The sequence below is a fragment of the Rhizobium binae genome (assembly GCF_017357225.1).
GTDB classification, from domain to species: domain Bacteria; phylum Pseudomonadota; class Alphaproteobacteria; order Rhizobiales; family Rhizobiaceae; genus Rhizobium; species Rhizobium binae.
In genome coordinates this window covers 2,230,662-2,245,183 of record NZ_CP071604.1, presented here as the reverse complement: position 1 = coordinate 2,245,183, position 14,522 = coordinate 2,230,662, and the positions used below count along the sequence as shown (strand labels likewise).

Annotated in this window: 10 protein-coding genes; 1 reads left to right on the top strand and 9 read right to left on the bottom strand. The window is 62.5% G+C overall.

Annotated features, from left to right (window positions below; genetic code table 11):
* Window position 1: 1 nt before the first annotated feature.
* Complete coding sequence (mfd, locus tag J2J99_RS11020; protein ID WP_168296901.1) at window positions 2-3,505, bottom strand: transcription-repair coupling factor; 3,504 nt, start codon at window positions 3,503-3,505, stop codon at window positions 2-4.
* Window positions 3,502-3,807 carry an FAD assembly factor SdhE gene (locus J2J99_RS11015; RefSeq protein ID WP_168296902.1) on the bottom strand — a complete coding sequence of 102 codons (306 nt, stop codon included), beginning with the start codon at window positions 3,805-3,807 and terminating at the stop codon, window positions 3,502-3,504. Before J2J99_RS11015 ends, mfd begins: the two co-directional genes overlap by 4 nt.
* Window positions 3,808-3,899: 92 nt before the next feature.
* Here J2J99_RS11015 and recG point away from each other — a divergent pair, with 92 nt between their 5' ends.
* Complete coding sequence (gene recG, locus J2J99_RS11010; protein ID WP_168296903.1) at window positions 3,900-6,005, top strand: ATP-dependent DNA helicase RecG; 2,106 nt, start codon at window positions 3,900-3,902, stop codon at window positions 6,003-6,005.
* Here the strand turns inward: recG and J2J99_RS11005 are convergent.
* The 7 genes from J2J99_RS11005 to ytfR form a co-directional block, all read right to left on the bottom strand.
* Entirely contained in the window at window positions 6,002-6,709 is a 708-nt protein-coding gene (locus tag J2J99_RS11005) for a DUF502 domain-containing protein (RefSeq protein WP_168296904.1), read from the bottom strand. The two genes, recG and J2J99_RS11005, sit on opposite strands and share 4 nt — an antisense overlap.
* Window positions 6,710-6,843: 134 nt before the next feature.
* Window positions 6,844-8,670, bottom strand: a complete 1,827-nt coding sequence (gene glmS / locus J2J99_RS11000) for a glutamine--fructose-6-phosphate transaminase (isomerizing) (RefSeq protein WP_168296905.1) — start codon at window positions 8,668-8,670, stop codon at window positions 6,844-6,846.
* A gap of 111 nt (window positions 8,671-8,781) precedes the next feature.
* Window positions 8,782-10,143: a bifunctional UDP-N-acetylglucosamine diphosphorylase/glucosamine-1-phosphate N-acetyltransferase GlmU gene (gene glmU, locus J2J99_RS10995; protein WP_168296906.1), complete on the bottom strand. Its 1,362-nt coding sequence runs from the start codon at window positions 10,141-10,143 to the stop codon at window positions 8,782-8,784.
* Window positions 10,144-10,226: 83 nt separating this feature from the next.
* Window positions 10,227-11,003 carry a FadR/GntR family transcriptional regulator gene (locus tag J2J99_RS10990; protein WP_168296907.1) on the bottom strand — a complete coding sequence of 259 codons (777 nt, stop codon included), beginning with the start codon at window positions 11,001-11,003 and terminating at the stop codon, window positions 10,227-10,229.
* A 14-nt stretch (window positions 11,004-11,017) separates the two neighbouring features.
* A complete protein-coding gene (yjfF, locus tag J2J99_RS10985; RefSeq protein ID WP_064708946.1) occupies window positions 11,018-11,986 on the bottom strand; it encodes a galactofuranose ABC transporter, permease protein YjfF in 969 nt (322 codons plus the stop codon).
* 5 nt (window positions 11,987-11,991) lie between these two features.
* Window positions 11,992-12,996: an ABC transporter permease gene (locus tag J2J99_RS10980; protein ID WP_168296908.1), complete on the bottom strand. Its 1,005-nt coding sequence runs from the start codon at window positions 12,994-12,996 to the stop codon at window positions 11,992-11,994.
* Entirely contained in the window at window positions 12,993-14,516 is a 1,524-nt protein-coding gene (ytfR, locus tag J2J99_RS10975) for a galactofuranose ABC transporter, ATP-binding protein YtfR (RefSeq protein WP_168296909.1), read from the bottom strand. Before ytfR ends, J2J99_RS10980 begins: the two co-directional genes overlap by 4 nt.
* Between the last annotated feature and the right edge of the window lie 6 nt (window positions 14,517-14,522).

The window sequence follows — 14,522 nt, the reverse complement described above, 5'->3', positions numbered from 1 at the left end:
TTTACTTCGCCATCTCGGCCAGTTGCGTCATGATCACGGCGGCGCCCTGCAGGCGTTTTTCCGGGGTCGGAAGATCGCGGGTCAGGAAGAGGCTGTGATCGGGGCGGATCTTCGCCATCGTGCCCTGCTTGCCGATATAGCCGACGAGATTTGCAGGGTTCGGGAATTCCTTGTTGCGGAACTGCACGACCACGCCCTTCGGGCCGGCATCGAGCTTTTCGACATTGGCGGTGCGACAAAGCGACTTGATGTAGACGATCTTGAGGAGATGCTGGACTTCGATCGGCATCGGCCCGAAACGGTCGATCATCTCGGCGCCGAAGCCGTCGATCTCCTTGAGTTCGGTGAGTTCACCGAGACGGCGGTACAGCGCCATGCGCAGATGCAGGTCGGGCACATAGTTCTCGGGAATCATCACGGTCGTGCCGACCGAGATCTGCGGCGACCAGCCGGTATCCCGGATCTCGTCGACGCCCTTCACCTCGGCGACCGCCTCTTCCAGCATCTGCTGGTAGAGTTCGAAACCAACCTCCTTGATATGGCCGGACTGCTCCTCGCCGAGCAGGTTGCCGGCGCCGCGGATATCAAGATCATGGCTCGCCAGCTGGAAGCCGGCGCCGAGCGTATCCAGCGACTGCAGCACCTTCAGCCGTCGGTCGGCCGTTGCCGTCAGCACCTTGTTCACAGGTAGGGTGAAGAGCGCGAAAGCGCGCACTTTCGAGCGACCGACACGGCCGCGCAACTGATAGAGCTGGGCAAGGCCGAACATATCGGCGCGGTGGACAATCAGCGTGTTGGCGGTCGGCACATCGAGGCCGGATTCGACGATGGTGGTCGACAGCAGAACGTCGTAACGGCCTTCATAAAAGGCGTTCATGATGTCTTCGAGTTCGCCGGCCGGCATCTGACCATGGGCGACGGCGACCTTCAGTTCCGGCACGTCGGACTGCAGGAAGGCATGCACATCGGCAAGGTCGGCAAGCCTCGGGCAGACATAGAAGCTCTGGCCGCCGCGGTAGTGCTCGCGCATCAGCGTCTCGCGGATGACAAGGCTGTCGAAGGGCGAGATGAAGGTGCGCACCGCCATGCGGTCGACCGGCGGCGTGGTGATCAGCGACAGTTCGCGCACCCCGGTCATGGCAAGCTGCAGCGTGCGCGGGATCGGTGTGGCCGACAGCGTCAGCACATGCACGTCGCTCTTCAGCTCCTTCAGTCGCTCCTTGTGCTTGACGCCGAAATGCTGCTCCTCGTCGATGACGAGCAGGCCGAGATTGGCGAATTTGATGCCGGCGCCGAGTAGCGCATGGGTGCCGACGACGATATCGGTCTTGCCTTCGGCCACCTCCTTCTTGGTCAGCGCCAGATCCTTGGCGCCGACAAGGCGGGAGGCCTGCTGGACGCGCACCGGCAGGCCACGGAAGCGCTCGGTAAAAGTCTTGAAATGCTGGCGGGCAAGCAATGTCGTCGGCACGACGACCGCAACCTGGACGCCGTTCATCGCGGCGACGAAGGCCGCGCGCAGCGCCACTTCCGTCTTGCCGAAGCCGACGTCACCGCAGACAAGGCGATCCATCGGCCGGCCAGCGCCGAGATCGGAGCGAACGGCTTCGATGGCATTGTCCTGGTCTTCAGTCTCGTCATAGGGGAAGCGAGCGGCAAACTCGTCGTAAAGCCCGTCCGGGGTCGTCAGAACAGGCGCATGACGCGTCAGGCGCTCTGCGGCGATGCGGATCAGCGCATCCGCCATGTCGAGAAGCCGCTTCTTGAGCTTGGCCTTGCGCATCTGCCAGGCGCCGCCGCCGAGCTTGTCGAGCTGAGCATCCGTCCCCTCGCCACCGTAGCGCGAGAGCAGGTCGATGTTTTCGACGGGCAGGAAGAGCTTGGCCTCATCGGCATATTGCAGTTCGAGACAGGCATGCGGGGCGCCTGCCGCCTCGATGGTCTTCAGCCCGATGAAACGGCCGATGCCGTGTTCGGCATGGACGACGATCGAGCCTTCATCGAGGCCGGCGACCTCGGCGATGAAATCGGCGGCGCGCTTGCGGCGCTTGGAGCGGCGCACCATCCGGTCGCCGAGAATGTCCTGCTCGCCGATGACGACGAGATCGCCGGCCTCGAAGCCGGATTCGAGATTGAGCACGGCGGCGGCCGCCTCGCCCTTCCCCAGCGCGCCGAGATCTTTCAGCGCCTCGACCGGCTTGACTTTTTCGAGGCCATGCTCGTTCAGCACCTGCAGCAGCCGCTCCAGCGAACCCTCGGTCCAGGCGGTGACCAGCACTTTCGCCCCGCCGGCGCGCCGGTCGGCAATATGCTTGACGACGACGTCGAAAATATTGACGCGTTCGGCGTCACCGCCGCCTTCGGCATTCGAGCGGGCCCAGCGCTGGCCCTGGCGGGCGTCGATGTTAACGACCCGCCTCGCCTCGCCTTCGATCTCGTTGAAGGGGCTGATGCGGATCGCGCCGAGCGCGTCGAGGGTTTTGGCAAAAAGCTTGCTGTCGAGATAGAGCTGGCCCGGCGTTACCGGCTTATAGGGCGTGCCCTGCGCCATCTGGCCCTTGGCCGGCTGGCCGGAATTCAGGCGGGCGTCGTAATAATCGAGGACGAGTTTGGAGCGCTCCTCGGCCGCCTCCCGCACCGTATGGTCGGTGACAAGACGGAAGCCGCTGAGATAATCGAAGACGGTATCGAGCTTCTCGTAGAAGAGCGGCAGCCAATGCTCCATGCCGGGATAACGACGGCCTTCGGAGACGGCGAGATAGAGCGCGTCATCACGTGTCGTCGCGCCGAAAGCCGAGAGATAGTTCTTGCGGAAGCGACTGATCGTATCAGGGGTCAGCGTCACCTCGCTCATCGGATTGAGATCGAGCGAGCGCACCTGGCCGGTCGTGCGCTGGCTGGCGGGATCGAAGCTGCGGATACTCTCCAGCGTATCGCCGAAGAAATCGAGGCGCACCGGCTCTTCCGAGCCCGGCACGAAGACGTCGAGGATGCCGCCGCGCACGGCATATTCGCCGACCTCGCGAACGGTCGCGACGCGGTCGAAGCCGTTGCGCTCCAGGCGCCCGGCGAGATCGTCCATGCGCAGCTGGTTGCCGGGACGGGCCGAAAAACTCAGGCTTTCAATGACATCCTGCGGCGCCACCTTCTGCAGCATGGCATTGGCGGTGACGAGCACGATCGCGGCATGCGGCTTCTTGCGATGGGCAATGAGGCCCCCCAGCGCGGCAAGCCGACGGGCCGAGGTATCGGCGCTCGGCGAGACGCGGTCATAGGGCAGGCAGTCCCAGGCCGGGAGAGTGAGAACCGGAATGTCGGGGGCGACGAAGCCGAGCATCTGCTCCAGATCGGCCATGCGGTGGCCATCCGACATGACATAGGCGACCGGATCCCCCGCTCGGGCAAGCTCGGCGAGCAGCAGCGGTTCGAGGCCGGCAGGCACATTGCCGATCGTCAGCGGCTCGGCAATGGCCGCAAGCTTCTTCGCATTGAAACCAGGGATCATTCCGGTGTCCTGAGGGGCTTGTCGAAATCCGGCGTGTAGGCGGCAAGGCGGGCAAACATCGGTGTCTGGAGATGCTCAGGCACCGGCCAGGTTCCCATGATCCAGCGGACCAGGTCGTTATCCTCTTCGGCCATGATCGTCTCGAACTCGTCGAGCTCTGCGTCCGAAAGCGTCGCGATCTCGGCTTCGGCGAACTGGCCGAAGACCAGATCCATTTCCCGGATGCCGCGATGCCAGCAGCGGAAAAGGATGCGGCGGCGGCGCGGGTCGAGACCGGCACTCGTGAGCGTGACACCTGTCATGGCATTACCTTCCTGTTGATGCGCCTCTATAGACCCTGGAAAGCGGCTTGTCAGCCTTGCCAAGGCCGCATTGTTCATCGCATTTTGGCCGCATGCGCCCCGCCATTCTCGATCCGCTGTTTTCTCCCATTTCGGGCCTCCCGGGCGTCGGCCCGAAGATCGCCGAATTGCTGGTCAAGCTGCTCGGGCGCGAGACGGCGGAGGATTGCCGGGTCATCGATCTTCTTTTCCATGCGCCCTTCTCGCTGATCGACCGGCGCAACCAGCCGGGAATAGCTTTGGCGCCGCAGGGCGGGATCGTGACGATCACCGCGCGCGTCGACCGCCATCAGGTGCCGCCGCGCGGCAAAAGCAATATTCCATATCGCGTCTTCCTGCATGACGAGACGGGCGAGTTGACGCTGGTATTCTTCCGTGGGCAGGCGGCATGGCTTGAGAAGCAGTTGCCTCTCGACGCGGAGGTGACGGTCAGCGGCAAGGTCGACTGGTTCAACGGCCGCGCCTCGATGGTGCATCCCGACTATATCGTCAAAGCGGAGGAGGCGGAGAGCCTGCCCCTCGTCGAGCCGATCTATCCGCTGACGGCGGGGCTTTCGCCAAAGACATTACGCAAGATCATCGATGCCGCTCTGCCGCGCTTTCCAGAGCTGCCGGAATGGATCGACCTGACGCTGACGCAGCGGCAGGGGCTGCCGTCGATCCGTGACAGCTTTCATATGTTGCACGAACCGCGCGATCCCTCGGATGTCGATCCGCAGGCCCCTGCCCGACGGCGGCTGGCCTACGATGAATTTCTAGCCGGCCAACTGTCGCTGAGCCTGGTGCGCCAGAGGCTGCGCAAACTGGCCGGCCAGCCGGTGCATGCGACCGGTGCGGTCAGCAGCAAGATCATGAAGGCGTTGCCCTTCTCGCTCACGTCAAGCCAGAACGATGCGATCGCCGAGATTCTGAAGGACATGGCCGGTCACGAGCGCATGCTGCGGCTGCTGCAGGGCGATGTCGGTGCCGGCAAGACGCTGGTGGCGTTGATGTCGATGGCGGCGGTGATCGAGAGCGGCGGCCAGGCGGTGCTCATGGCCCCGACCGAAATCCTGGCGCGCCAGCATCACGCGACAATCGCGAAATTCGCTGCCTGCGCGGGACTCGGCATCGAGGTGCTGACCGGGCGCACCAAGGGACGCGAACGGGAAGAGATCCTGGAGCGCATCGCCTCGGGTGCTGCGCAGATCGTCATCGGAACGCATGCGCTCTTCCAGGACAGCGTCAATTACGCCAAGCTGATGCTGGCCGTCGTCGACGAACAGCATCGTTTCGGCGTGCATCAGCGACTCAGGCTGACGGCCAAGGGCATCTCGCCGCACATGCTTGTCATGACGGCGACGCCGATCCCGCGCACTCTGGTTCTCGCCGCCTTCGGCGACATGGACGTCTCCAAGCTCACCGAAAAGCCCGCTGGCCGCAAGCCGATCCAGACGATCACCGTGCCGATGGAGCGGACCGGCGAAATCGTTGGGCGGCTGCAGAGCGCGCTAGCCGAGGGCAAGAAGGCATACTGGATCTGCCCGCTGGTCGAAGAATCCGACGAACTCGAGCTGATGTCGGCCGAGGAGCGGCACGCGACGCTCGTCTCCTCGCTCGGGCCCGATATCGGTCTCATTCATGGCCGCATGAGCGGCGCGGAGAAGGATGCGGCGATGATGGCGTTCAAGAATGGCGAGACCCGTCTTCTCGTCGCCACAACAGTCGTCGAAGTCGGCGTCGACGTGCCGGATGCGACGATCATGGTAATCGAACATGCCGAGCGTTTCGGCCTGGCGCAACTACATCAGCTGCGCGGCCGCGTCGGGCGTGGCGACCAGGCCTCGACCTGCATCCTGCTCTATAAGGGACCGCTCGGCGAGACCGGCCACGCCAGGCTTTCGATCATGCGAGAAACCGAAGATGGTTTCCGCATCGCCGAAGAAGACCTTAAGCTGCGTGGCGAAGGCGAATTGCTTGGCACCCGTCAATCCGGCACGCCGGGCTTCCGCATTGCCAGCCTCGAAGCGCATGCCGACCTGCTCGAAATCGCCCGCAAGGATGCGGCCTATCTCATCGAGCGCGATCCGGAACTGACCAGCGAACGAGGACAGGCGATCCGCACGCTGCTCTATCTTTTCCGCCGCGACGAGGCGATCCGCTTCCTGAGGGCAGGTTAGTCCGCCTTCGAAACCGCCACCGGCTTCGGCCGCGGCAAATGCTTCTGTTTCGGCTCTGATGGCGTGTGCCCGGGCGCCACGAGCCCGCCTGATATAAGGAATTTTGCGGCGTCCTCGGGGCTCATGTCGAGCATGACGATCTTTTCACGAGGCACGAAGATCAGGAAGCCGGCCGTCGGCACCGGCGTCGGCGGCAGGAAGACGGCCACCATGTCCTGGCCCATGGCATTGAACTTCGAGGCGATCTCGCCCTTGGCGTCGGTGGCGACGAAGACCAGCGCCCAAAGGCCGGGACCCGGATATTCGATGAGGCCGACCTTCTTGAAGGAGTTCGACTGTTCCTTCAGCACCGTTTCGAAAATCTGCTTCACGCTTCTATAGATCGTGCGCACCAACGGCATGCGATGAACGATCGATTCGCCGAACCGGACGATGCTCTGGCCGATCAGGTTCTTGCCGAGAAAGCCGACGACGGTGATCAGCACGACAGCAATCAACAAGCCGAAGCCGGGAATGGCGAAGTTCAGATAGCTTTCCGGGTTCCAGCGCGCCGGAATATAGGGCCTGACCCAGCTGTCCGACCAATGGATGAAGGTCCAGGTCAACCAGATGGTGATGGCGATCGGCGCGCAGATGATCAGCCCTGCGAGGAAATTATTCCGCAACCGTGTCGCCACGGGCATTCTGGGGGCATTGTCGGTCATCGTTTCCTGATGAGCTCCATTTCAGTCCTGGACAGGCCGATGCACCGGCCCTCCCCCTTTGTCCACATGGTAAAATTGCCAGAATTCCAGGCGCCGCACAATATGTTTCGGCGCCGGATTCCAACCTTGCGGGCTTACTCCACAGTCACGGATTTCGCCAGGTTGCGGGGCTGGTCGACGTCGGTGCCCATGAACACGGCGGTGTGATAGGCGAGCAACTGGATTGGCAGCGAGAAGATCATCGGGGCAATGATTTCATCGACGACAGGCAGGGTGATGGTTGCCATGGTCGGCAGTTTCGAGGCCGCCGCACCCGCTTCGTCGGTGATGAAGATGATCCGGCCGCCGCGGGCTGCGACCTCCTGCATGTTCGAGACCGTCTTTTCGAAGAAGCGGTCGTAGGGGGCGATGACGATGACAGGCATGTTCTCGTCGATCAGCGCGATCGGCCCGTGCTTCAGCTCGCCGGCAGCATAGCCTTCGGCGTGGATATAGGAAATTTCCTTGAGTTTCAGCGCGCCTTCCATGGCGAGCGGGAAACTGGTGCCGCGGCCGAGATAGAGCACGTCCTTGCACTTCGACAATTCGCGCGACAGGCTTTCCATCTGCGGCTGGATCAGGTTCAGCACTCGGCTCATGATCCGCGGCATTTCGGCGAGATGACGCACCAGCGCCCTCTCCTCCTCGGCGCTCACCGTACCGCGCGCCTTGCCGGCGCCGATTGCCAGCGATGCCAGCACTGCAAGCTGGCAGGTGAAGGCCTTGGTCGAGGCAACGCCGATTTCGGGCCCGGCCATGATCGGAAAGACGGCGTCGGATTCGCGGGCAATCGTCGATTCGCGGACATTGACGACGGCGCCGATCTTCAGGCCATTATCGCGGCAATAACGCAGCGATGCCAGCGTATCGGCGGTCTCGCCGGACTGGGAGATGAAGAGCGCGGCCTGCGAGGACGACAGCGGCATCTCGCGATAGCGGAATTCGGAGGCGACGTCGATCTCAACGGGCAGCCGGGCATAACGCTCGAACCAGTATTTGCCGACAAGGCCGGCGAGATAGGCAGTGCCGCAGGCCGAAATCGCAAGACCGGTCGCCGCCTTGAAATCGATTGCGGCGGCATTGGGGCCGATCGTGTTCTCGGCGAAATCGACGTAGTGGCTGAGGGCGTGTGAGATCACCTCCGGCTGCTCGTAGATTTCCTTTTCCATGAAATGGCGGTGATTACCCTTGTCGACCACATAGGCGGTCGCCTGCGAGATCTGGCGGGCGCGTTTGACCGGCTTGCCGGCGAAATCGAGGACGGCGACGCCGTCGCGAGTGATGACGGCGAAATCGCCATCGGCCAGATAGGTGATCTCATTGGTGAAGGGCGAAAGTGCGATCGCGTCCGATCCGAGGAACATCTCGCCGCGGCCATAACCGACGGCCAGCGGCGGGCCGGAACGTGCGGCCATGATCGTGCCGGGATCGGCCTTGAGCATGACGGCCAGCGCATAGGCGCCGGTCACCCGGTTCAGCATCTTCAGCATGGCCGCACGCGGCTCCAGGCCCTCGCGCAGATATTTCGCCATCAACTGGGCGACGACTTCCGTATCGGTCTGGGTATCGAAGACCGCCCCTTCTCCAGTCAATTCATCGCGAAGCTCGGAGAAATTCTCGATAATGCCGTTATGGACGACGGCAACCCCTTCAACAAAGTGCGGATGAGCATTGGTCTCATTGGGAACTCCGTGCGTTGCCCAGCGTGTATGGGCAATGCCGACGGTGCCGGGCAACGGCTCCGCATCGAGGCGCTTTTCAAGGTTAAAAAGCTTTCCCTCGGCGCGACGGCGATCCATCATCCCCTCATGGATGGTGGCGACACCGGCGGAATCGTAACCGCGATATTCGAGACGCTTCAGTGCATCCACCAGGCGCCCGGCAACAGGCTGAGTTCCGACGATCCCGACAATGCCGCACATGCAATATCCCCATAAAAGGCTTCGATAACGAGGCCAGTCCTAATGATTCCTGCTTATTTCTCAATGGCCTCGGCGGTCACTTTCAATTTCCGCCGGTTACGGAAAGCAGCCTCAGCCCTTCGCCTTCTTTGCAGCCTTGATCGCGAGCGCGCGTTCACGCAGCAGCGTTGCGCGGCCGGGCTTGATCTCCTGACGGGCGCGGCCGAGCGCCAGCGCATCGGCCGGCACGTTGGCTGTTATGACGCTGCCCGAGGCGATATAGGCGCCGTCGCCGATCGTCACCGGCGCCACCAGCGAGGAGTTGGAGCCGATGAAGGCGTTTTCCCCGATGACCGTTTCGCTCTTGTTGACGCCGTCATAATTGCAGGTGATCGTGCCGGCGCCGATGTTGCTGCCGGCACCGACAACAGCATCGCCGATATAAGTCAGATGGTTGACCTTGGCGCCCTCGCCGATCCGGCCGTTCTTGATCTCGCAGAAATTGCCGACCTTCGAACCGTTGGCGAGATCGGCACCCGGCCGCAGCCGCGCGAAGGGCCCGACGGTTGCGCCTTCGCTGACATGGGCGCCTTCGATATGGGAGAAGGCATGAATGACGGCGCCGCTGTCGATCACCGCACCGGGGCCGAAGACGACGTTCGGCTCAATCAGCGCGTCCTGGCCGATGACCGTGTCGTAGGAGAGAAACACCGTTTCCGGCGCGATCATCGTAACGCCGGCCAGCATCATCTCACGGCGGCGACGCTCCTGCCAAAAGCGTTCGATGACGGCAAGTTCGGCGCGATTGTTGCAGCCGGTCATCTCGATTTCAGGAGCGTCGACGGCGGTGACGCGGCCGCCGAGCGAACGGGCGATCTCGACGAGATCGGTCAGATAGAATTCACCCTTGGCATTGGCATTGCCGATGCGTGAGAGAAGATCGAGCGCCTTGCGACCGTTGATCGCCATCAGTCCGCTGTTGCACCAAGTCACAGTACGTTCGGCGTCGGTGGCGTCCTTCTCCTCGCGGATGGCGATGAGTTCGCCGTCCGTGACGAGCAGGCGGCCATAGCCGGTCGGGCGGTCGGTGTGGAAACCGATGACGACGACATCACTGCCTTCGGCCAGTCCCTGGCGAGCGGCCTTGAGCGGTCCGTCGGTCTGCAGCGGCACGTCACCATAGGTGACGAGGACATCGTCATAGCCCCTGGCGATCGCCTCGCGCGCCGCCAGCACCGCATGACCAGTGCCAAGGCGCTCCTGCTGCAGATAGGCTTCGATGCCGACACCGTCGATGCTTGCCGCCTTTGCCACCTCCTCGGCGTTGCGGCCGACGACGAGGGCAACGGAGGAGATGCCGGCAGAGGCGACCGCCTCGACCACATGGGCGATCATCGGCCGTCCGGCGACCGGATGCAGCACTTTCGATTTCGAGGATTTCATCCGCGTGCTGTCACCGGCGGCAAGGATGACGGCAAGACAAGTTCGTTCCATGATCTGCTCCGCGAATCCGCGCGATGAGGCGGCTTTTCTGCCTCATACTGCATAATTCCTGAAATCGGAAATCGATTTCAGGGCTAGATTGCGGGCGAAATCGGCCCCAAGACAACAGGCGAGCCGTGCGCCGCGAAGGCCTCGTGCACGTGATCGCGGCCGTCCACGATGACGACTTCCATCGCACGCCGCGCCGCGGCGCTGTCGCCGGAAACGATGGCATCGACGATGCGCATGTGGGTATCGGCGATATTGGCGAACCCGTTTTCGGAGGGCGGCGTGCTGATTCGGAACATGCCGACCAGGGCAGCTTCGATAAGGCTGCCGAGGGTGCGCATGAAGGGATTGTGCGAGGCTTCGGCGATCGCCAGGTGAAAGCGCAGGTCAGCGAGCGCCAGGCTGTCGGCCGTATGCCCGCTCGCCGCCATTTCCTGCGCCAGTTCGCGAAGCGTCTCGATTTCCTCGGTGCTGGCGCGCTCGGCGACCAGACCGGCGGCGAAGGGTTCGACGGCCAGGCGGATATCGTAAAGCTGCAGCAGGAATTCTTCCGTCACGCCGTTGTCGAAGTGCCAGGCGATGATTTCGCTGTCGAACATGTTCCAGAGGGTTTTCTCGGTCACGCGCGTGCCGACCCGCGCCTTCGCGACAACCATGCCCTTGGCTGCGAGCGTCTTCATCGTTTCACGCAGGACGGTGCGCGACACCTTGAAGCGTTGCGCCAGTTCCGTATCGCCCGGCAGGATCGAGCCGACCGGATAGGTGCCGGCGACAATTGCCTTGCCGAGCTCGTCGACCACCTGTGCATGGCTCGTCCGGGTTCGGCGCCCTGTCTTGCGTGCCTCGATGAATTTGTTGCGCAAGCGAGCCGCCCCCCTCAGGCATACCTCTTGTTCAGGCTGGAAAGGAACAGGATCGCCTTCTGCATCAGAATAAATGCAAATAGCAGCAGGCCAATCAGAATCTTCGTCCACCAGCTCGACAGCGTACCGTCGAAGGTGATGTAGGTCTGAATGAGTCCCTGGATCAGAATCCCGATCAAGGTTCCCGCCACGAAGCCCGCTCCTCCGGTCAGCAGCGTCCCCCCAATGACCACTGCAGCGATGGCGTCAAGTTCGACGCCCACCGCAGCCAGAGAATATCCGGCAGATGTGTACAGCGAAAAAACGATTCCGGATAGACCGGCGAGAAAACCCGACAATGCGTAGATCTGTATCGTCGTGCGGCCGACCGGCACGCCCATCAGCCGCGCGGTCTGCGGCCCGCCGCCGAGTGCATAGACGTTGGTGCCAAAGCGGGTGCGGTGGGCGATGAAAATGCCGGCGGCAAAGACCAGAAGCATGACGGCGCCGATCAGCGTCAGCCGTCCGCCTCCGGGCAGGCGCCAATAGAGGCTCGTCAGCGTCGAATAATAGTCGTGGTTGATCGGAATACTGTCGATCGAGAGCACGAAGGCGATACCGCGCGCCAGGAACATGCCGGCAAGCGTGACAATGAAGGCCGGCATTTCGAGATAGTGGATGATGGCGCCCATGACGGCGCCGAAGGCGGTGGTGATGACGAGGACCAGCGCAAAGGCAAGCAGCGGATGGATCGAGGTGTTCTGCAGAATGACGGCGAGGAAGACACCGGTGAAGGCGATGATCGAACCGATCGACAGATCGATGCCGCCGGAGATGATGACGAAAGTCATGCCGACTGCGGCAATGCCGAGGAACGCATTGTCCGTCAGAAGATTGCCGATGACGCGCGTCGACAGCATGTTGGGATATTGCAGCGTGCAGCCGGCATAAGCCAGCACGAAGATGACGATGGTCGCAAGCAGCGGCAGATATTTGGAGTTCATTTCGGCTACTCCCTTCCGCCCTGCCGACGGCTGGCGAAGATGGCGAGCGATTGCACCGCCGGCGACTGGATGACAAGGATCACGATGATGATGACCGCCTTGATGATCAGGTTGAACTCAGGCGGAAATCCGGAGGACAGGATGCCGGTGTTGACCGCCTGGATGATCATTGCGCCGATCAGCGACCCGACGATGCTGAATCTTCCGCCAAGAAGCGAGTTGCCGCCGACGACGACGGCGAGGATGGCATCGAGCTCCAGCCAAAGACCGGCATTGTTGGCGTCAGCGCCCTTGATGTCGGCCGCGACGATAATCCCCGCGATCGAGGCGCAAAGCCCGCTCAGCATATAGACCGCCATCAGCAACACCGGTGTTTGAATGCCGGAGAGGGTGCTGGCGCGGCGGTTGATCCCGACCGCCTCGAGCAGCATGCCGAGCGCCGTGCGGCGAACGAGCAGGATGACGAGCAGGCCGACGAGCATCCAGATGACGACCGGCATCGGCAGGAGCGCCAAGGAGCCGCTGCCGAAGAAGATCAGGCCGTCATCGTTGAACGTCAGGATGGCGCCCTCGGTGATGAGCTGGGCGATGCCGCGGCCGGCGACCATCAGCACCAGCGTGGCGATGATCGGCTGGATGTTGAGGATAGCCACCAGGAAACCGTTCCAGACGCCGCAGGCAAGCCCAATCGCCAACGTCAGGAAAATGGTATAAGCGACTGAATTTCCAGAGACAATTGACGACGCTGCGACGGCGCCGCAAATGGCGATGACCGCGCCGACCGAAAGGTCGATGCCCTTGGTGGCAATCACCAGCGTCATGCCGATCGCCAACAAAGCCACCGGCGCGCCGCGATTGAGCACGTCGATCAGACTGCCATAGAGACGACCATTTTGAACAACGACATTAAAAAATTGCGGCGACGTTATGAAATTCAACAGAAGAATGACAACGAGCGCGATCAATTGCGGCGCCAGGCGATAGGCCAGCGCATTGCGAGAGGACTTCATGCATCCTCCTTCTTATGCTCGGCGGCGGCAATGGCATCGACGATGCCGGCCGCGGTGATGCGCTCGCCTGTGAGTTCGGCGATATGCTGCCTGTCGCGAAGCACGATGACACGTGAACTATAGGCGACAAGCTCTTCCAGTTCCGAGGAAATTACGATCAATGACATGCCTTCGGCGCAGAGCTGTTCGATGAGCCGGATGATCTCGGCATGGGCGCCGACATCGATGCCGCGGGTTGGCTCGTCGAGGATGAGAAACTTCGGATTGGTTGCCAGCCAGCGAGCGAGGATGGCCTTCTGCTGGTTGCCGCCGGAGAGCAGCCGGATCGGCTTTTCACGGTCGGTGGTGCGGATGTCGAGCGCCTTGATATAGCGGTCGGCGAGCGCATTCTGCTCGGCGCGCGACAGCGGCCGCGTCCAGCCGCGGCGAGCCTGCAGCGCGAGCGCGATATTTTCCCTGATCGACAGGTCGCCGATGATGCCGTCGGTCTTGCGGTCCTCAGGGCAGAAGCCGAAACCCTTTTCGATTGCCGCGCGTGGGCTGGAAAGGGTGACGGGTTGGCCATCGATCGTCGCGCTGCCGCTGTCGGCATGTTCGACGCCGAACAGCAATTCGGCGGTTTCGGTGCGCCCGGAACCGAGAAGACCGGCCACGCCGACCACCTCGCCGACGCGCACATCGAGATCGAAGGGCTTGACCTTGCCGCGTTTGCCGTAGCCGGAAAAGCGGTACCGGACCTCGCCGGCCGCAATACTGCGTTCTCCCGCCGTCTCTTCGGCCTGGGCGAGCTCGCGGCCGAGCATCATGGCGATCAGGCCCTGGCGCGGCAGTTCGGCGGCGTCGCGGGTGCCGACGAGCTTGCCGTTGCGCAGGACGGTGATGCGATCGCTGATCGCATAGACCTGCTCGAGGAAATGAGTAATGAAGACGATGCCGAGGCCGCGCTTTTTCAGGTCCTCGATGATGCGGAAGAGCAGTGCGACTTCCTGGTTGTCGAGGCTTGCCGTCGGCTCGTCCAATATCAGCACCTTGCCGGAGAGATCAACGGCACGGGCGATGGCGACGACCTGCTGGACGGCGACGGAGAAACGTCCGAGTTCGGCGGTGACGTCAATATCGATGCCGTAACCGGCGAGCAGTTCGCGCGCCTTGCGGTTCATCGCGCGCACGTCGGTCACGCCGAAACGCCTCGGCTGTCGTCCGAGAAACAGGTTTTCGGCGACACTCAGATTGGTAAGGAGGTTGACCTCCTGATAGACGGTGCCGATACCCAGCTTCTGGGCAGCGAGGGTATTCGCCGGATTGACTTCCTGGCCGTCGAGCGTCAGGCTGCCGCCGTCGCGATGATAGGCGCCGGTGATGCACTTGATCAGCGTCGATTTTCCGGCCCCGTTCTCGCCGAGAAGCGCATGAACCTCACCGCGGCGCAGCGTGAAATCAACCTTATCAAGGGCGACGGCGCCGGGAAAAAACTTGGATATGGCCGAGGCTGCGAGAATATTCTCGTTATTGTGAAGCATGAGGGC